The sequence below is a fragment of the Glycomyces endophyticus genome, from assembly GCF_039531525.1.
Lineage (GTDB): Bacteria > Actinomycetota > Actinomycetes > Mycobacteriales > Micromonosporaceae > Glycomyces > Glycomyces endophyticus.
In genome coordinates this window covers 136709-155343 of sequence record NZ_BAAAQF010000022.1, presented here as the reverse complement: position 1 = coordinate 155343, position 18635 = coordinate 136709, and the positions used below count along the sequence as shown (strand labels likewise).

Here is an 18635-nt window from a genome sequence, read left to right as displayed (position 1 = left end):
AGCCCGCGGACCGGGAGTATCACCAGTTCAGGGACGCGCCGTTGGAGGCGATGACGTCCCGGTACCACTCGGCGCTGCGCTTGGGCGTGCGGCGCTGGGTGTCGTAGTCGACGCGGACGATGCCGAAGCGCTTGGAGTAACCCTCGGCCCACTCGAAGTTGTCGAGCAGGGACCACACGAAGTACCCCTGGAGGTTGACGCCCTGCTCGATCGCGCGGCCGGCCGCGCGCATGTAGCCGTCGAGGTAGTCGACGCGGTCGGCGTCGTCGACCGAGCCGTCGGCGGCCACGGCGTCCTCGAAGGACGCGCCGGACTCGGTGATGTACACCGGCAGGTCGGTGTACTCGGTGGACAGTCGGGTGAGGACCCGCCGCAGGCTCTCGGGGTGGATCTCCCAGCCGAAGGCGGTCACCGCGTGCTGCGGGGGCAGGCTGCGGTTGCCCAGGTGCTCGTCGGCGGGGTCGGCCTCGACGACGAAGCGGTGGTAGTGGTTGACGCCCACGAAGTCCAGGGGCGCGGCGATCGACTCCATGTCGCCGGGCCGGACCGCCTCGAACGCGCCGGTGGGCGCGAAGTGGGCGAGCATGTCCTCGGGGTAGGAGCCGCGGAACAGCGGGTCGAGGAACAGGCGGTTGCCGCCGCCGTCGGACAGGCGCGCGGCGCGCACGTCCTCGGGCTTGTCGGTGGCGGCCTCGATGTCGGTCATGATGACCGCCGAGCCCACTTTGCCCGCGGGGGCGTGCTCGCGGATCGCGGCGACGGCGAGGCCGTGGGCGACGTTGAGGTGGTGGGCCGCCCGCAGGGCCGCGGTGCGGTCCTGGCGGCCGGGGGCGTGGACGCCCACGTGGTAGCCGAGGAACGCCGCGCACCAGGCCTCGTTGATCGGGATCCACTCGTCGACGAGGTCGCCCAGGGCCTGCGCGGTGCGGGTGGCGTAGTCGCCGAAGCACTCGGCGACGGCGCGCTCGGGCCAGCCGCCCTCGTCCTCCAGGGCCTGCGGGAGGTCCCAGTGGTAGAGGGTCACCGCCGAGCGGATGCCGCGCTCGCGCAGGTCGGCGAGCTGCTCGCGGTAGAACGCGACGGCCTCGGGGTTGAGGTCGCCGCGCCCGCCGGGCTGGATGCGGGCCCACGACACCGACAGGCGGTAGGCCTTGAGGCCGAGGTCGGCGGCGATGGCGAAGTCCTCGCGCCAGCGGTGGTAGTGGTCGCAGGCGGTGTCGCCGGTGTCGCCGTTCTTCACCTTGCCGGGGGTCGCGGCGAAGGTGTCCCAGATGGACGGTCCGCGGCCGCCCTCGGCGGCGGCGCCCTCGATCTGGTAGGCGGCGGTCGAGGCGCCCCAGAGGAAGCCGTCGGGGAAGGGACTGGTGCTCATGCGGTGCTCCTTGGTGGTGGATTACTTGTCCACGCCGGTGACCACGATCCCCTGGACGAAGACCCGCTGGGCCGCGAGGAAGATCGCGACGGGCAGGGCCAGCGCCAGGAGCGAGGCGGCGAGGATGAGGTGGGGCTCGGAGTTGTAGACGCCGCTGAAGTAGCTCAGGCCCACGCCGATGGGGACGATGTCGCGGTTGCCCGCGAGGTAGAGCAGCGGTTCGAAGAAGTCGTTCCAGGCGTAGAAGAAGTGGAACAGGCTCACGGCCGTCAGCGCCGGGACCGACTGCGGGACGATGACGCGCAGGAAGGTCCGGATCGGGCCGGCGCCGTCGATGCGGGCGGCCTCCTCGAGCTCCCTGGGGATGGTGAGGAAGTACTGGCGCAGCAGGAACACGTTGAAGGCGTTGGCGAACAGCTGCGGGACGATGAGCGGCAGGTAGGTGCCGACCCAGCCCATCTGGAGGAACACGGCGTACTTGGGGACGAGGGTGACCGCCGGGGGCAGCAGGATCGTCGCCATGAGGAGGCCGAAGAGGAGGCCGCGCCCGGGGAAGCGGAAGCGGGCGAAGCCGTAGGCGACGACCGCGGAGGAGACCACGGTCAGGGCCATGGTGACCAGGGCGTACATGAGGGTCCAGCCGGTCAGGCGCAGGAACGAGATGGTGTCCCAGGCTTCGCCGAAGTTGCCCCACTGGGGGTTGAGGCCGGTGACCGGTTCGAGGGTGCGCCAGCGGCCCTCCCATTCGAGGGTGCCGGCGCCGGGGTCCTCGGGGTCGACGAAGACGCTGGACTCGCGGCCGGGCTCGACGAGGGCGAGGTCGCGGGTGGTGCCGTCGGGCATGGGGACGGCGTAGACGTCGTGGACCTCGCCCTCGTACTCGAAGGTGAGGGCCGAGACGGGCAGGATGCTGGCGTTGGGGTCGGAGACGCCGTCCTTGTCCTTAAGGGCGGTGGCGGCGCCGTAGCCCAGGGGCATGAGGAACACGACGGCGAGCAGGAGCGCGCCGAGGGTGGTCACGATGGTGGCGGTGATGCCGCGGCGACGGCGGCGCAGGGCCCGCTCGGCGGGCGGGAGGGCGTCGGCGGCCTCGGCGGGCCGCGCGGTGGCGGTGGCGGTCACTATCGCTCCGTTCCGTAGTGGACCCAGTACCGGGAGGTGCCGAAGAGCACGCCGGCGAAGACGGCGACGAGGATGAAGATGAGCCAGGCGAGGGCGGCGCCGTAGCCCATGTCGCCGAACACGAAGGCCTGCTGGTAGAAGTGCACGAGCAGGAAGCGGCTGGCGCCGCCGGGCCGGCCGGTGGCGCCGAAGAGGACCCACGGGACGACGAAGTACTGGAGGATCGCGACCGATCCGATGACCAGGTTGTAGAAGATGATCGGGGACAGCATGGGCAGCGTGACGCTGCGCAGCCGCCGCCACCAGCCGGCGCCGTCGATCTCGGCGGCCTCGTAGAGCTCGGTGGGGATGCCCTGGAGGCCGGCGAGGTTGACCATCATGGCGTTGCCGATGCCCCACAAGCCGATGAAGCTGAACGCGAACAGGACCAGGATCGGGTTGTCGAACCAGCGGATGCCGTCGGTGCCGGTGGCGTCGATCCCGCTGAGGCCGATGAGCCGGTTGACCCAGCCGGTCTGGGGGTTGAGGACCTGCTGCCAGATGAGGACGCCGGCGACGAGCGGGATCATCGAGGGCGCGTAGAACAGCAGCCGGAAGAAGCCGGTGAACTTCAGGTGCTTGGAGTTGAGCAGGAGCGCGAGCCCGAGGGCGACGACGACGCTGAGCGGCAGGAACAGCACGGTGAAGCGGAAGGTCGCGGCGAGCGCGGTCCAGGTGTCGGGGTCGGACAGGGCCCGCTCCCAGTTGGAGGTGCCGACGAAGCTGGTCGCGTCGGGGTCGGTGAGCTGGAAGTCCAGGGTGGAGAAGACGAGGGACGCGCCGATGGGGACGGCCCAGAACAGGACGAAGCCGATGAGCCAGGGGCTGATGAACGCGTAGCCCCAGCGCGCTTCGCGGCGCTGCATCGGCCCGGCGGGGCGGGTGGGACGGCCGCCTTTCCGCCGCCGCGCGGTCAGGACCGCGTCGGTGAAACCGGACATGGGTGTCGCCTTTCGAGAGGCTTGGAGGGAGGCGTGGGTGCCGGGCGGGCGGGGTGGCGCCCGCCCGGCGGGGAGGCGAGGCCCGGGGTGCCGCGGGCCTCGGGTGCGCGGCTACTCGGCGGCGTCGAAGACGGCCTGGAGGTCGGCTTGGAGGGCCGCCAGCTCGGTGGGGATGTCGAGCCCCTCCTCCTGGTTGAACCTGGTGGCGTACTCGGCGAGGACCGCCTCGGACTCCAGGAAGTTCGGCATGCCGCCCTCGTGGGAGGGGTTGTCGACGTAGGTCATGCCGTTGACGGCGACGTCCCAGTTGATGTCCTGGCCCTCGAAGTTGGCGGCGCCGACGCGGTCGAAGTACCCGTCCTGGAGGCTGATGCGGGCGGGCATGCCGCCGTAGGTCTGGGTGAGCTCCTCGGCGGCGTCGCCGATCAGGTGGGTGAGCACCTCGAACGCCTCGTCGGGGTGCTCGGTGTCCTTGGTGATGGAGAAGGTGTCGGCGTGGAGCTTGGCGGTGGTGGTGCCGTCGTAGGACGGGGCGACGGCGGTGTCCCAGGTGCCTTCGAACCCGGCCATGCAGCAGGTGGCGTACCACAGGTGGGTGTAGCCCATGGCGAGGTTGCCGGACTCGAACCAGGAGCCGGCGTTGAGCATGTCGGAGTCGCCGTAGGGGCCGTTGGGGATGAAGTGGTCGGTCCACATGCCGTCGTAGTACCACTGCTGGGCCTCGGCCCAGTGGGCCGGGATCTGCGCGTTGCCCTCGGCGTCGACGAGGGACCCGGCGCCGAAGAGCGTGGACTGGGCGCGGATGTCGGCGAAGACGTTGCCGAAGCCGAACTGGACGATGTTCGCCGGGTCGAAGTCGGGGCTGGTGGCGTCGTTGCCCTCGGCGTCGACGGTGAGCTGCTTGGCGAGCTCGGTCATGGTCGCGATGTCCCAGACGTGCTCGACGCCGTCGGCGTCGACGTAGGGGGCGCCGTACTCCTGGGGCGGGTAGGGCAGTCCGGCCTCGTCGAACAGGTCGAGGTTGATGTACATGAAGGACGGGAAGACCGCGAAGGGCAGGCCGATCTGGCCCTCCTCCTCGATGCGGTAGAAGTCGACCAGCGCGGGGTCGAAGTCGGTGAGGTCGTACTCGTTTTCCTCGATGTACGGGGTGAGGTCGAGCCAGGCGCCGGGGAAGGTGGAGCGGCCGCGGATGCCCATGGGGCCGACGATGTCGGGGGCGTCGCCGGTGGCGATGCGGGTGGAGAGGATGTTCGGGGCCTGGTCGGCGTCGACGATCTCCAGGACGAGCTCGATGTCGTCCTGGCTCGCGTTGAACGCCTCGACGACCGCTTCCTGGGCGGGGATGGTCGGGGCGTCCGAGCCCGCGCCCATGCCGACGAACCAGGTGATCTCGACCTTGTCGGAGGCGCTGGAGCCGCCCCCGTCGAGGCAGGCGGTGGCGGCGAGGAGGGCGGCGCCGCCGACGGCGGCGGCCTTGGCGGCTGCGGCGCCCCGGCCGCGGAGGGGAGGTGTGATCCTCATTGGTGCTCCTTGCTGCGGCCGCCGGAGGACGCCGGCGACCGGGAGGGATTTCGGAAGGTCCTGTTCGGAGGATCCTGGGTTCGGGGAGCGCTCTCCGACATGGCGCGGAGATGCCCCCCTGCGCCGACCGGGCCCTTGGGAGACCCGAATTCGGCGCGCTCCGGGCGGTGGCCCGGATGTAGGCTGGAGCAGTAGGTCTACGACTTACTGTTAAGACTTAGATTAAGTACGCTGACACGTGCCGTCAATCTCCCCGCAATAACGGCATGGTCCCGGACAGGTAACGACACGGAGTGGTGGACAGATGGAACGCCCCAAGCGGATGACCACGCGCGACCTCAAGCTGGGCAACCGGATGCTCCTGCTGCGAACGCTGTACTTCGACGGCCCGCTCACCCGCCGCGACCTCGCCCCCGCCACGAACCTGAGCACCGCCACCGTCTCCAACGCCACCGCCGAGCTCATGGCCGAGGGCATCCTCCGCGAGGCCGGGAAGGTCGACTCCGACGGCGGCCGCCCCCACATCCTCCTCGACGTCGACCCCGGGCACGCCCTCGTCGTCGGCGTCGACGTCGGCGAGACCCACGTCCAGGTCGAGCTCCTCGACCTCAAGCTCACCGCCCGCGCCGCCGCCCGGTACGCGCTCGAGACCGGCCGCCACGACCCGGCCACCGTCATCGAGCACGTCGCCGCCGGCGTCAAGGAGGTCCTGGCGGCCGCCGGGGGCGCCCCCGTCCTCGGCGTCGGCGTCGCCGTGCCCGGCATCGTCGAGTACGGCCCCGACGGCGTCGTCCACGCCCAGGCGTTCGGCTGGGACGCGGTCCCCCTGGGGCGCCTGCTCGCCGACCGCCTCGACCCCCTTCCCGTCCACGTCGAGAACGGCGCGATGACCCTGGGCCAGGCCGAGCTGTGGTTCGGCGCCGGCCGCGGCGCCGAGAACGCCATCATCGCCCTCATCGGCTCCGGCGTCGGCTCCTGCGTCATAGCCGAGGGCGCCCTCTACCGCGGCGCCGGCTCCAGCGCCGGCGAATGGGGCCACACCACCATGCGCGTGGACGGACGCGCCTGCCGGTGCGGTTCCCGCGGCTGCCTGGAGGCGTACGTCGGCGCCGAGGGCATCCTCGACCGCTACCTCGCCGCCGCCGGGGCCGTCGACCTCGCCGGCGGCGAGGAGGCCGCCCTCACCCGCCTCCTCGACGACCCCTCCCCCGCGGCAGCCGCCGTGGTCGACACCACCGTCCAGTACCTCGGGGCCGGACTCGCCGACCTCCTCAACCTGTTCAACCCCGAACTCATCGTCATCGGCGGCTGGGCCGGCCTCATGCTCGCCGGCCGCCACCTCGACGACATCACCGCCGCCACCGGCGAATACGCCCTCAAGCAGCCCTTCGCCAGCGCCCGCGTCGTCCCCGGCCTCCTCGGCCCCGACGCCGTCGCCAAGGGCGCCGCGACCCCCGTCATCGCCCAGTTCCTCGGCGGCGCCTGACCCGCCCGGAGCGGGCCCTGACACCTTTGACGCGTTCTTGACGGCCGATCCGGCGAAACGCGTGAATGATTAGCAGGTGCCACGTGGACAACTCAGGATCTACCTCGGCGCGGCCCCCGGCGTCGGGAAGACCTACACCGCGCTCGAGGAGGCCCACCGCCGCGCCGCCCGCGGGACCGACGTCGTCATCGGCTACGTCGAGACCCACGGGCGCGGCGCCACCGCCGAGCTGACCGGCGGCCTCGAGACCGTGCCGCGCCGGACCATCGAGTACCGCGGGGCGGTCTTCGAGGAGTTCGACGTGGACGCGGTCATCCGCCGCGCGCCCGCGGTCGCGCTCGTCGACGAGCTCGCGCACTCGAACGTGCCCGGGTCGCGCAACGAGAAGCGCTGGCAGGACATCGACGAGCTCCTGGACGCAGGCGTCGACGTCATCTCCACGGTGAACGTGCAGCACCTCGAATCGCTCAACGATGTGGTCGCCCAGATCACCGGGGTGCCGCAGCGGGAGACCGTGCCCGATGAGGTGGTGCGGCGCGCCGACCAGGTGGAGCTGGCCGACATCACCCCGGAGGCGTTGCGGCGCAGGATGGTCCACGGGAACGTGTACCCGCCGGAGAAGGTGGACGCGGCCCTCGCCAACTACTTCCGGGTGGGGAACCTGACGGCGCTGCGGGAGATCGCGCTGCTGTGGCTGGCCGACAAGGTCGAGGACCAGCTGGAGGCGTACCGGGCGGCGCAGCACATCACCGCGGTGTGGGAGTCCAAGGAGCGCGTCGTCGTGGCGCTGTCGGGCGGCGACGAGGGCGACACGCTCATCCGCCGGGCCGCGCGCATCGCCGCGCGATCCGGGGGCGCGGACCTCAAGGCCGTGTACGTGGCGTCCGGCGACGGGCTCACCAGCGCGAAGTCGGCGCGGAACCTCGCCCGCCAGCGCAACCTCGTTGAGGCGCTCGGCGGCTCGTACCACCAGGTGGTGGGCGACTCGATCCCGGACGCGCTGCTGGAGTTCGCGCAGGGCGCCAACGCGACCCAGCTGGTGCTGGGGGCGTCGCGGCGGGGCCGGTTCGCGCAGGCGATCTCGCGCGGCGTCGGCGTCACGACCACGGCCCGGTCGGGGAAGATCGACGTGCACCTGGTCAGCCACGAGCGCGTGGCCCCGGTCAAGCGGGCCCGGTCGGGGCGGTACCTGATCGGCGCGGCCCGGCGGCGGCTCGGGATCGGCCTGGCGTTCCTGGGCATCCCCGCGCTGGTGGTGGTGCTCATCCCCTTCCACGAGGAGCTGTCGCTGACGACGATGATCCTCATCGTCCTCACCGCGGTCATGGCGTTGACGCTGACCGGCGGCATGTGGCCGGCGCTGCTGGGGGCGCTGCTGGGGTTCTTCCTCCTCAACTACTTCTTCGCGACCCCCTACTACGAGTTGAAGATCCACGACCGGGAGCAGCTGATCGCCCTGGTCATCTTCGTGGCCCTGGCGCTGGGTGGGGCGGCGGTGGTGAACCTGTCGGCCGCGCGGGCGCGCCTGGCGGCGCGGGCCAGCGCGGAGGCGCAGACCCTGGCGACCCTGGCGGGCAACGTGCTGCGCGGCGGGAGCCGCCTCGACGACCTCCTGGAGCAGCTGCGCGAGACGTTCGGGCTCGAATCGGTGACGCTGCTGGAGCGGAGCGAGCCGGGCGCGGGCCCGGACGAGCGGCGCGATCCGCGGGCGTGGCGGGTGGTCGCGCACGCGGGGGCGGCATGCGGGTCGCCGGGCGCGGCCGAGAACGACCTGCCGATCGACGACGAGCTGGCGATGGCCCTGCGCGGGCACACGCTGGAGGCGGCGGACCGGCGGATCGCGCAGGCGTTCGCGATGCACGCGGCCGCGGCGCTGGAGCGCGAGCGCCTGGAGCGGCAGGCGGCGACGGTGCAGCGGCTGACGGACGCGGACAAGCTGCGGACGGCGCTGCTGGCGGCGGTCTCGCACGACCTGCGCACGCCTTTGGCGTCGGCGCGGGTGTCGGTGTCGAGCCTGAAGTCCACCGGGGAGCTGTTCACGCCCGGTGAGCGCGAGGAGCTGCTGGACTCGGCCGAGCAGTCGCTGGCGCGCCTGACGGGCCTGGTGGACAACCTGCTGGACATGAGCCGGCTCCAGGCGGGCGTGCTGGGTGCGGACCCGGTGCCGATCGCGCTGGACGAGGCGGTGCCGTGGGCGCTCGACGAGATCGGGGAGCCCGCGGCGGACGTGCGCCTCGACGTGGCCCCGGACCTGCCGGAGGTGCTGGCCGATCCGGGCCTGCTCCAGCGGATCCTGGTGAACGTCATCGCGAACTCGCTGCGGTTCAGCCCCGAGGACGTGCCGCCGCGGGTGACCGCGGGCATCCACGGCCCCGCGGTCGAGCTGCGCGTGGTCGACCGCGGGCCGGGCGTCCCCGACGAGGACCGCGAGATCATGTTCCGCCCGTTCCAGCGGCTCGGGGACCGGGACAACACGACGGGCGTCGGCCTGGGGCTGGCGCTCTCGCGCGGCCTGGCCGAGGCGATGGGCGGCACGCTGACCGCGGAGGCGACTCCCGGCGGCGGGCTGACGATGGTGCTGGCGCTGCGGATCGCGGCGTCCGACGGAGAGGGTGCCGAGTGATCAAGGTCCTGGTGGTGGACGACGAGCCGCAGATCGCGCGGGCGTTGCGGATCAACCTGTCGGCGCACGGGTACGAGGTGACGACCGCGGCCGACGGCGCGCAGGCGCTGCGGGCCGCGGCGGCGGTCGTGCCGGACCTGGTGGTGCTGGACCTGGGGCTGCCGGACATGGACGGCTCGGAGGTCATCGAGGGCCTGCGCGGCTGGTCGAAGGCGCCGATCCTGGTCCTGTCGGGCCGGGCCGCGAGCGCCGAGAAGATCGCGGCCCTGGACGCGGGCGCGGACGACTACGTGACCAAGCCGTTCGACATCGGCGAGCTGCTCGCGCGCGTCCGCGCCGCGACGCGCCGCTCGGGTCCGGGCTCGGACTCGCCGGTGACGGCGATCGGCCCGGTCACGGTGGACCTGGCGGCGCGGGAGGTCCGCAAGGACGGCGACGAGGTGCGCCTGACCCCGACCGAGTGGCAGCTCCTCGAAGTGCTGCTGCGCAACCCGGGCAAGCTGGTGAGCCAGCGCGAGCTCCTCCACCGCGTGTGGGGCCCCAACTACGACCGCGAGACGAACTACCTGCGCCAGTACATGGCCCAGCTGCGCCGCAAGCTCGAAGCGGACCCGGCCCGCCCGGTGCACCTGCTCACCGAACCCGGGATGGGGTACCGGTTCCGGCCGTAGGGGGCACAGTGGACCGGAGGTCCCGGTCCGCGGGGGCGGCACGGCGCTCCTAGAGTGGGGTGCTCACCGAGAGAGCGGAGCGGGACATGAGTGCGTCGGAGCGCATCGGGGAGCAGGCGGGGTCGCGGGCGGCGGTGGCGCTGTGGGCGGCGGCGGTGCTGTTCCTGGCCGTTGGGGTCGCGAAGCTCGCCCTGTACGCGGACTTCACCGCGGACTCGGGCGCCGGCTGCCGGTCCGAGCAGAACCCGGGCTTCACCGCCGCGTGCGAGCAGTTCGCGCCGGTCGCCTGGTACGGGCCGTACTGGCTGGCGGTCGCCGGGTCGATCGTGTTCGCGCTCCTGTTCGCCGCCGCCGCGGTCCTCGCCGACCGGGGCCGGCGCCCCGTCCGGTTCGCCATGGCCGCCACGCTCCTCGCGATCGCGCTCGCGGTCGTCCCCGGGGTCTTCGACCTCGACTGGCGGTTCGCGGTCGCGGCCGCCTCCGAGGCCGACGCGTGGGTCGCCGAGTACGTGCGCGACGGCGTGCCGTCCTGGTACGGCCCGGTCGAGACCGCCCTCCTGGTCCTCGCCGCGGTCGCCGCGCTCCTGGGCGCGGAGTGGCTGCGCCGCTCCCCCGCCCGTCAGTAGCCGATCGTCGCGGCCACGGTCTGCCCGCCGGACTCGGCGAGGTCGACGGTGAGGCGCGGCCGGTCGCCCGTTGCGCTGCACGGGGAGTCGGGCCGCGGTGCGCGGTTCAGCGGGGGTCGGGGACCAGGTCGTCGGCGCGGGTGCGGCAGCGGGCGACGTAGGCGGTGGTGTGGCGGTCGAGGGCGGCGGCGAGGCGGGGGTCGGGCTGGGCGTCGCGGGCGGCGGTGAAGCAGGCGAGGGCGGCGGCGGCGATGGGGCCGTCGCGGAGGGCGGCGGTGGCGGCGCGGAGGTAGAGGTCGGCGGCGGTGGCGCCGTGCCAGAGCGGTTCGAGGGCCGCGGTTGCGGCAGCGGCGGCCGCGGGGTGGTCGAGGAGGGTCGCGGCGAGGGCGACGGGGACGATCCAGTCGGGGCCGGGCTGGGCGTCGATCATGCGCAGTTCGAGGTAGCGGCCGCGGGGGCGCACGGGCGGGAACAGGGTCGTCAGGTGGTAGTCGAGGTCCTCGCGGGTGGGCGGGCGCAGGTGGACGGCGTGGAGCCAGTCGCGGAAGGTGAGGCCGCGGGGGACGGTCCAGCGGCCGGGGCCGCGCACGGCCATGACGCGGGCGTCGAGGGCGTAGCGGGCCCAGGCCTCGCGGGGGTCGCCGGGCGGGACGGGGCGGGCGCGGGTGGGGTCGATCGCGGTCCACACGTGCTGGCGGGTGGAGCGCCACAGGCTCGGCTCGCCGCGGCGCAGCGGGGAGTTCGCGAACGCGGCGATGAGGACGGGGGCGAGGCGGTGGGCCAGGGCCCAGCGCTCGGCGAGGCCGTGCGGGCCGGACCCGTCGTGCCCGGTGTCGAGGCAGACCTGGACGGAGGCGGTGTTCGCCATCATCCAGCGCCCGGCGCGGCCGTCCTGGTCGAACAGCTCCTCCATGGCCTGGTAGCGGGGGCTGCGGATCACCCTGCGGGGCAGGCGGACCGGGTCGAGGCCGAGGCCGATGAGCTCCAGGCCCTCGGCGGCGAGCGCGGCGGTGACGCGGGCGCGGTCAGCCTCGAGCTCGTCGAAGCACTCGCGCAGGCCCGCGGGCCTGGTGCTCAGCTCGAGGGCGCCGCCGGGCTCGAAGCTGAGCCGGGTACATCGCGGCAGGGCGTCCCGGACCCCGAGCAGGGCGGTGACGGACTCGGGGTCGGGGCGGCGGCGCCGGTCGGCGGTGCTGGTGAGGTGCCACTCGACCTCGGCGCCGACGCGGGCGGGGGCGACGGGCTCGAAGGCCCGGGAGGCGATGCGCTCGAACGCCTCGTCCTCGGTGAGGGGCGCGGTGGTGCGGTCGCGGAGCGTGGCGTCGGACATGCGGTCTCCTCGTCTGAGGCGGCGGGCCGTCGGCCCGTGCGAGTATTCCTATCGGATCTATAGGATATGTGGATGGTACGGCCCGCGGGCGATCAGCGCAACCGCAACCGGGCGAAGTGGACTACCGCGGCATCCAGGCCTCGTCGGCGTCGGTGAGCTCGTTGACGCGGACCGGGAACTCCCCGGACGCGGCCTGGGCCAGGGAGACCTCGTCGAGGACCGAGCGCACCGCGGCCCGCGCGGCGACCCACAGCCGCGGCAGGTTCACCGCGGCCCCTTCGTAGCTCGTCTCCTCGGGGCGGCGGCCGCGGACCCCGGAGAGGGGGCCGTCGACGGCGCGCAGCACCTCCCCCACCGAGACCTCCTCGGGGTCGCGCGAGAGCCGGTAGCCGCCCTCCACCCCGCGCGCGCTGTCGACGAGGCCGGCCCGGCGCAGGTCGCCGAGGATCACCTCCGCGAACTTGCGCGGCAGGGCCTGCGCGGCGGCGAGCGAGCTGGCGGAGACGGTGCGCGGATGGCCGGTGGCGAGCGTGACGGCGATGCGGACGGCGTACTCGCCGCGAGCGGAGACCTGCATGGCAGGCGGCTCCCTTCTCGTGAACTGGGGCGAACGGGAACGTGTACTTGAATCCTACTTGATAGATAGGATATGCTGTCGGCGTGAACCGCACCAGCGAACCGGTGAGACCGAGGTGGACCAAGAGGCGCCACATCGATTTCGCGCGTTCCGATTCCGCGCTGTGTCGCCCGGGCGGCGCCGCCGCGGGGGTGCGCTGAATCCGCACCACCCGACGACGCCCGCCCGTCCCGGAATCCTCTGTCGAGAACGAACGAAGGCGCCGCCATGACTCCCGTCCAGACCCGCACCCGCCCGCCGGCCCACCGCCGCGCGGGCACCGCCGTCATCACCGTCACCGTTGAGATCCCCGCCGACGACCCGCGCCTGGCGCGCCGCCTCACCGCGGCGCTCGGAGTGCTCGCGCAGGGGGGCGGGCGGGTCGCCGTCACCGCCGAGGGGGCGCCGCCGGCCGCGCCCGAGCCGGCGCCCGAGGCCCCGGTCCCGGCGCCCGCGCTCGTGATCGACACCGCCGGCCGCGAGGTCACCGTCCACGGCGAGGTCGTCCCGCTGACCCGCCTGGAGTTCGAGCTCCTCGCCTTCCTGGCCCGCCATCCCGGGATGGTCCACACCCGCACCGAACTCCTCCAGTACGTCTGGGACACACCGGACACGGGCCTGCCGGGCCGCACCGTCGACGTCCACGTGCGGCGCCTGCGCGCCAAGCTCGCCGAGTTCGACGCGCTGGTGGTGACCGTCCGCGGGGTCGGCTACCGGTTCACGCGCAGCCGCGACGTGGAGTACCGGACCGCCCCGGCCGGGTCCGGCGCGGACCGGCTTCTCACCATCTAAGATATCCTAGTATTTCTATAGGAATACTGGTAGTGTTGTCCTCATGACGACCGCCGGCCTGCTGACGCGGCGGCGCGAGATCGACCAGATGCGCGCCGCCAGCGCCCTCTGTCGACCCCGAATGCCGTAGTCGGGACCCGCCCCCCGAGGGCCGCTCCCGACCCCGCGCACCTCCACCCGGCCGCTCCGAGGCCGATCCCCCACGGGCGCAGAGCCCTGTTCCAGCACGCCCTCCAGCGGCGTGCCCCCGCACCCTCCCCACCGGAAGGACCGCACCGTGACCGACACCTTCACCGTGACCGCAGTGGTCGGCAACCCGAAGCGCCTCTCGCGCACGCTGACCACCGCCGAGGCCCTGGCCGCGGCCGTGGCCGGCCCCGGGGCGCCGACCGCCTCGACCGACCTCGCCGAGCTCTACCTCGACGGGATCGAGCCGCCGCACGACGGCTTCGACCACGCCCTCGCCCGCCTCCGCGCCGCGGACGTGGTCGTCGTGGGCACCCCCGTCTACAAGGCCTCCTTCACCGGCCTGCTCAAGCTCTTCCTCGACCAGCTCCCGCCCGGCGCCCTCGACGGCGCCGTCGCGGTCCCGGTGACGATCGCGGCCTCCGCCGAGCACCGGTTCCTCGCCGACCTCCAGCTGCGCCCGGTCCTGGCCGAGCTCGGCGCGAGCCTGCCCGTCCCCTCGCTCACCCTGCGGGAGAACGAGCTCCCCGAACTGGACGCGCACCTGGCGAAGTGGACCGGCGCGCACCTGCCGGCGCTGCGGGCGGGGGCGGCGGCATGAGCACGCAGCTGCACGCCGGCGTCGAGGCGGCCTCGTTCCGGTCCCTGTTCCGCGCCCACCCCGCCGGCGTCACCGTGGTGCTCGCCGACCCCGGGGACGGCCCGGCCGGGTTCACCGCCACCTCGCTCACCTCGGTCTCGCTCGACCCGCCGCTGGTGTCCTTCGCGATCGCGTCGGGCTCCTCGGCGTGGCCGGCGATCCGCGAGACCGCCAGCCTCACCGTGAACTTCCTCGCCGCCGAGCAGCACGCCATCGCGACCCGGTTCGCCACCAGCGGCATCGACCGGTTCGCGGGCACCGCGTGGTCGCGGCTGGACACCGGCGAGCCCGTGCTCGCCGACGCCCCCGCGCACCTGCGCGCGGTCGTCACCGACCGCATCCCGGCCGGCGACCACCACATCGTCCTGGCCCTGGTGGTCGGCGCCTCCCCCGGGGCCGACCACGAGCCGCTGGTGTACCACGCGGGCGGCTACTGCGCCGCCGCCCCGCTCGACTGACCTCCTTCCACCCCATCGCTTCGAAAGGCCAATCCCCATGCCGTCCAAGACCACCCGACGCACACTCCTGGCGGGCGCACCCGCCGTCGCCGCACTCGCCCTCGCCGCGTGCTCCCCCGAGGACGCCGGCCCCGTGCTCGCCGCCGACGCCGACCTGCCGACCGCGGTGCCCGAGGGCACGAAGCTCGTCATCGGCGACCCGTCCCAGCAGCTCGCGTTCGAGCTGTCGGGGCTGGCGTCCCTGCTCACGTTCGACGTGGAGTGGGCGAACATCTCCGGCGGCCCCAAGTCCGCCGAGGCGTTCCGCGCCAAGTCCCTCGACATCTCCTCGGTCGCCGACATCCCGCCGATCCACACCAACTGGACGGGCCTGCCGACGCGGATCGTGGCCGCCGCCGGGCGCATCGACCCGCTGGAGCACCCGATCTACGACCTCGGGGTCGCCCCCGGCGCCGGCGTCGCGTCCCTGGAGGACCTGGCGGGCAAGCGGATCGCCTACTCCCCCGGGCAGGCGCAGGGCGCGCTGATCCTGCGGGTCCTCGACGCGGCCGGGCTGAGCCAGGACGACGTCGAGCTCGTGGAGCTGCCGTCCACCGCCGACACCTACTCGAACGCCTTGGCGGGCGGGGAGGTCGACGTGGCGCCGATCGGCGGCACCCAGGTGAAGTCCTACCTGAACAAGTACGGCGCGGACGGGGCGACGACCATCGCGCACGGCCTGCGCGACGACCCGTGGGTGCTGTACGCGCCCGTGGAGGTCCTCGAGGACGCCGACAAGGCCGCCGCGATCGCCGAGTACGTGCGCCTGTGGGGCGCGGCGAAGCTGTGGACGCGGGCGAACCGCGAGGAGTGGGTGAACGCCTGGTACGTCGAGCACGAGGGACTGAGCGCCGAGGACGGGGAGTACCTGTTCGACCGCGAGGGCGAGCCGGACTTCCCCGAGACGTGGGACGAGACCATCGCGCGCCACCAGGAGACGATCGAGGTCGTCGCCGAGGGCACCGGCAACGAGGTGCTCGACGCCGACGACCTCTACGACCGGCGCTTCGAGCCGCTGGTGGCCGAGGGCATCGCCGAGTACGGCGACGGCGGCGCGTGATGACCGCCGTCAGCGCCGAGCAGGCGCGCACGACCGCCGTACCGCCGGTCGACGACGAGGAGCTGGCCGCCGGCCGCGCCTCGCGCCCGAGGGGCAAGCGCCGCCTCGGGCCCGGCAAGCCGATCAAGCTGGGGTACCTCGTGGGGCCGCTCCTGCTGCTGGGCGTGTGGATCTGGGGGTCGGCCCAGGGCTGGATCGACCCGCGGGTGCTCACCGCGCCGTGGACCGTGGCCACCACCGCGTGGGACCTGTGGGAGTCCGGGCGCCTGGGCCCCGACCTGCTGGTCTCGGCCCGCCGCTTCGCGCTCGGGCTCGTGTTCGGCGTCCTCGCCGGGCTCGTGCTCGCGCTCGTGTCGGGGCTGAGCCGGTGGGGCGAGGCCGTGGTGGACGGGCCGGTGCAGATCAAGCGGTCCATCCCCAACCTCGCGCTGCTGCCGCTCCTGCTGCTGTGGTTCGGCATCGACGAGCGGATGAAGATCATCACGATCGCGCTCGGCGTGCTCATCCCGATCTACATCCACACCCACAACGGGCTGCGCTCGATCGACGGGCGCTACGCCGAGCTGGCCGAGACGCTGCGGCTGCGGCCGGCCGCGTTCGTCGGCCGGGTGGTCCTGCCCGGGGCGCTCCCGGGGTTCCTGCTGGGCATGCGGTTCGCCGTGACGTCCTCGTGGCTGTCCCTGGTGGTGGTCGAGCAGGTCAACGCCACCAGCGGCATCGGGTACATGATGCTGCTGGCCGGCACGTACGGGCAGACCGACGTCATCATCGTGGGCCTGGTCCTGTACGCGCTCCTGGGGCTCGCCTCCGACACCGTCGTCCGCTTGATCCAAAGGAGGGCCCTGTCATGGCGCCGCACCCTGGAGGACTGACGGCCACCGCGGCCGTGCAGATCCGCGACCTGCACCGCTCCTTCACCGACGACCGCCCGGTCCTGTCGGGACTGGACCTCACCATCGAGGCCGGCGAGTTCGTGGCGCTCCTGGGCCGCTCCGGCTCGGGCAAGTCCACACTGCTGCGGGCCCTGGCCGGGCTCGACCAGGACGCCTCGGGGACCGGCGACATCGACGTGCCCGAGCAGGTCTCGGTGGTGTTCCAGGACTCCCGCCTGCTGCCGTGGCAGCGGGTGCTGCGCAACGTCGTCCTGGGGCTCGAGGGCCCCGGGGCGGTGGCGCGCGGCCGGGAGGCCCTGGCCGAGGTCGGCCTGGCCGGACGCGAGCGGGCCTGGCCCCGGGAGCTGTCCGGCGGCGAGCAGCAGCGCGTGGCCCTGGCCCGCTCGCTGGTGCGCGAACCCGAACTGCTGCTCGCCGACGAGCCGTTCGGGGCCCTGGACGCCCTGACGCGCATCAAGATGCACGGGCTGCTGCGGGCGCTGTACGAGCGGCACCGCCCCGCGGTGCTGCTGGTGACGCACGACGTGGACGAGGCGATCGTGCTCGCCGACCGGGTGCTGGTCCTCGACCACGGCGTGGTCAAGACCGAGCGGCGCATCGACCTCGACGGCACCCGCGACCCCTCCGACCCCGCGTTCGCGGCGGTCCGGACCGAACTGCTCGCCGCGCTCGGCCTCGCCGGCGGCGCCGCGATCACCGAGGAGGAATCATGAGCACCGAGCCCAAGCGGCTGCACCTGAACGCGTTCCTGATGAGCACCGGGCACCACGAGGCGTCCTGGCGCCTGCCGGAGTCCGACCCGTACTCGACCACGTCGATCGCGCACTACGCGAAGCTCGCGCAGACCGCCGAGCGCGGAAAGCTCGACTCGATCTTCTTCGCCGACTCGCCCTCGCTGTGGGGCACGATCGGGCGCCGGCCCTCCGGGTCGCTGGAGCCGACGGTGGTGCTCGCCGCCATCGCGGCCCTGACGACGCACATCGGACTCATCGCGACGGCCTCGACGACCTACAACGAGCCGTACAACCTGGCGCGCCGGTTCGCCTCGATCGACCACATCTCCGGCGGGCGGGTCGGGTGGAACATCGTCACCACCGCGACGCTCGACGCGGCGCGGAACTTCAACCTGGACGAGCTGCCGTCGCACGCGGCCCGGTACGCGCGGGCCGAGGAGTTCCTCCAGGTCGCCAAGAAGCTGTGGGACTCCTGGGACGACCGGGCGGTCCTGGCCGACAAGGAGGAGGGCCTCTGGGGCGACGACCGGCTGCTGTACCCCGCGGCGCACGCGGGCGAGCACTTCCAGGTCGCCGGCGCGCTCAACGTCCCCCGCACCCCGCAGGGGCACCCGCTGCTGGTGCAGGCCGGGTCCTCGGAGGACGGGAGGTCGTTCGCGGCCAACCACGCCGAGGCGATCTTCACCGCGTGGCAGACCATCGAGGAGGCGCAGGCGTTCTACGCCGACGTCAAGCGCCGCGCGAAAGACGCCGGGAGGGACCCCGACGGCGTGCTGGTCCTGCCGGGCATCGTCCCGGTCCTGGGCTCGACCGAGGCCGAGGCGCGGCTGCTGGAGGAGGAGCTCGACCGGCTCATCGTCCCCGAGTACGCGCTGGGCAACCTCGCCAAGCAGCTCAAGCTCGACCCGTCCGAACTCGACCTGGACCGGGAGCTGCCGGCGGTGCTGCCCACCGAGGACGAGATCGAGGGCGCCAAGAGCCGGTTCACGCTCATCGTGGACCTGGCCCGCCGCGAGCACCTGACGGTGCGCCAGCTCATCGGCCGCCTCGGCGGCGGCCGCGGGCACCGGACGTTCACCGGGACGCCCGAGCAGGTCGCCGACGCGATCCTGGACTGGGCCGACCACGGCGCGGCCGACGGGTTCAACATCATGCCCGCCGTCCTGCCCTCGGGCCTGGAGGCGTTCGTGGACCAGGTGGTGCCGATCCTCCAGGCCAAGGGCCGCTTCCGGACCGAGTACGAGGCGACGACGCTGCGGGGCCACTACGGGCTCGCGCGGCCCGAGAACCCGCGGCGGGCCGAGGCGGTCGAGTCGGCCGTCCGCGGCGTCCTCGCCCACACCCGCTAGGGCATAAGGGACGGAACCGTCCCAATTATCGGAACGACCGCGGGACGGCTCGCGTTTCGCGAGCCAGACCGCGGTCCTCCCGCCCACATGGCGGGACCCGGGTTGCCTCGGAACGCGAGGCAACCCTACAATTC

General features: G+C 73.2%; 17 protein-coding genes. 11 read left to right on the top strand and 6 right to left on the bottom strand.

What is annotated here, in order from left to right; translation table 11 throughout:
* Positions 1–19: 19 nt before the first annotated feature.
* The 4 genes from ABD419_RS21385 to ABD419_RS21370 form a co-directional block, all read right to left on the bottom strand.
* A complete protein-coding gene (locus ABD419_RS21385) occupies positions 20–1372 on the bottom strand; it encodes a GH1 family beta-glucosidase (protein WP_344490889.1) in 1353 nt (450 codons plus the stop codon).
* Between the two features lie 21 nt (positions 1373–1393).
* Positions 1394–2494: a carbohydrate ABC transporter permease gene (locus ABD419_RS21380; RefSeq protein WP_344490886.1), complete on the bottom strand. Its 1101-nt coding sequence runs from the start codon at positions 2492–2494 to the stop codon at positions 1394–1396.
* Positions 2494–3474 (bottom strand): carbohydrate ABC transporter permease, encoded by a 981-nt coding sequence (locus ABD419_RS21375; protein ID WP_344490884.1) that lies wholly within the window; start codon positions 3472–3474, stop codon positions 2494–2496. Before ABD419_RS21375 ends, ABD419_RS21380 begins: the two co-directional genes overlap by 1 nt.
* Before the next feature lie 111 nt (positions 3475–3585).
* Positions 3586–4998 (bottom strand): ABC transporter substrate-binding protein, encoded by a 1413-nt coding sequence (locus ABD419_RS21370; RefSeq protein WP_344490881.1) that lies wholly within the window; start codon positions 4996–4998, stop codon positions 3586–3588.
* 304 nt (positions 4999–5302) lie between these two features.
* Here ABD419_RS21370 and ABD419_RS21365 point away from each other — a divergent pair, with 304 nt between their 5' ends.
* From ABD419_RS21365 to ABD419_RS21350, 4 genes are all read left to right on the top strand, one after another.
* Positions 5303–6484 (top strand): ROK family transcriptional regulator, encoded by a 1182-nt coding sequence (locus tag ABD419_RS21365; RefSeq protein ID WP_344490878.1) that lies wholly within the window; start codon positions 5303–5305, stop codon positions 6482–6484.
* A gap of 76 nt (positions 6485–6560) precedes the next feature.
* Positions 6561–9107: a sensor histidine kinase gene (locus ABD419_RS21360; RefSeq protein ID WP_344490876.1), complete on the top strand. Its 2547-nt coding sequence runs from the start codon at positions 6561–6563 to the stop codon at positions 9105–9107.
* Entirely contained in the window at positions 9104–9778 is a 675-nt protein-coding gene (locus ABD419_RS21355) for a response regulator (RefSeq protein ID WP_344490874.1), read from the top strand. The genes ABD419_RS21360 and ABD419_RS21355 overlap by 4 nt, the downstream gene beginning before the upstream one ends.
* Before the next feature lie 86 nt (positions 9779–9864).
* Positions 9865–10404, top strand: a complete 540-nt coding sequence (locus ABD419_RS21350) for a hypothetical protein (protein ID WP_344490871.1) — start codon at positions 9865–9867, stop codon at positions 10402–10404.
* Positions 10405–10510: 106 nt separating this feature from the next.
* Here ABD419_RS21350 and egtA read toward each other — a convergent pair whose 3' ends face one another.
* Together egtA and ABD419_RS21340 are read right to left on the bottom strand one after the other, a co-directional pair.
* Positions 10511–11734, bottom strand: a complete 1224-nt coding sequence (egtA, locus tag ABD419_RS21345; protein ID WP_344490869.1) for an ergothioneine biosynthesis glutamate--cysteine ligase EgtA — start codon at positions 11732–11734, stop codon at positions 10511–10513.
* A gap of 121 nt (positions 11735–11855) precedes the next feature.
* On the bottom strand, positions 11856–12311 hold the full coding sequence (locus ABD419_RS21340; RefSeq protein WP_344490867.1) for an RrF2 family transcriptional regulator: 456 nt from the start codon (positions 12309–12311) through the stop codon (positions 11856–11858).
* A gap of 267 nt (positions 12312–12578) precedes the next feature.
* On the opposite strand from ABD419_RS21340, the gene ABD419_RS21335 reads away from it, so the two are divergent.
* The 7 genes from ABD419_RS21335 (at position 12579) to ABD419_RS21305 (ending at position 18501) form a co-directional block, all read left to right on the top strand.
* On the top strand, positions 12579–13142 hold the full coding sequence (locus ABD419_RS21335; protein WP_344490864.1) for a winged helix-turn-helix domain-containing protein: 564 nt from the start codon (positions 12579–12581) through the stop codon (positions 13140–13142).
* Positions 13143–13419: 277 nt separating this feature from the next.
* Complete coding sequence (locus ABD419_RS21330; protein ID WP_344490861.1) at positions 13420–13929, top strand: NADPH-dependent FMN reductase; 510 nt, start codon at positions 13420–13422, stop codon at positions 13927–13929.
* Positions 13926–14426, top strand: coding sequence for a flavin reductase family protein (locus ABD419_RS21325; RefSeq protein ID WP_344490858.1), 501 nt, complete (start codon positions 13926–13928; stop codon positions 14424–14426). The genes ABD419_RS21330 and ABD419_RS21325 overlap by 4 nt, the downstream gene beginning before the upstream one ends.
* A 37-nt stretch (positions 14427–14463) precedes the next feature.
* Positions 14464–15525: an ABC transporter substrate-binding protein gene (locus ABD419_RS21320; RefSeq protein WP_344490855.1), complete on the top strand. Its 1062-nt coding sequence runs from the start codon at positions 14464–14466 to the stop codon at positions 15523–15525.
* Positions 15525–16397 (top strand): ABC transporter permease, encoded by an 873-nt coding sequence (locus tag ABD419_RS21315; protein WP_344490853.1) that lies wholly within the window; start codon positions 15525–15527, stop codon positions 16395–16397. Before ABD419_RS21320 ends, ABD419_RS21315 begins: the two co-directional genes overlap by 1 nt.
* Entirely contained in the window at positions 16373–17131 is a 759-nt protein-coding gene (locus tag ABD419_RS21310) for an ABC transporter ATP-binding protein (RefSeq protein WP_344490851.1), read from the top strand. The genes ABD419_RS21315 and ABD419_RS21310 overlap by 25 nt, the downstream gene beginning before the upstream one ends.
* On the top strand, positions 17128–18501 hold the full coding sequence (locus ABD419_RS21305) for an LLM class flavin-dependent oxidoreductase (RefSeq protein ID WP_344490848.1): 1374 nt from the start codon (positions 17128–17130) through the stop codon (positions 18499–18501). The genes ABD419_RS21310 and ABD419_RS21305 overlap by 4 nt, the downstream gene beginning before the upstream one ends.
* Positions 18502–18635: the final 134 nt, after the last annotated feature.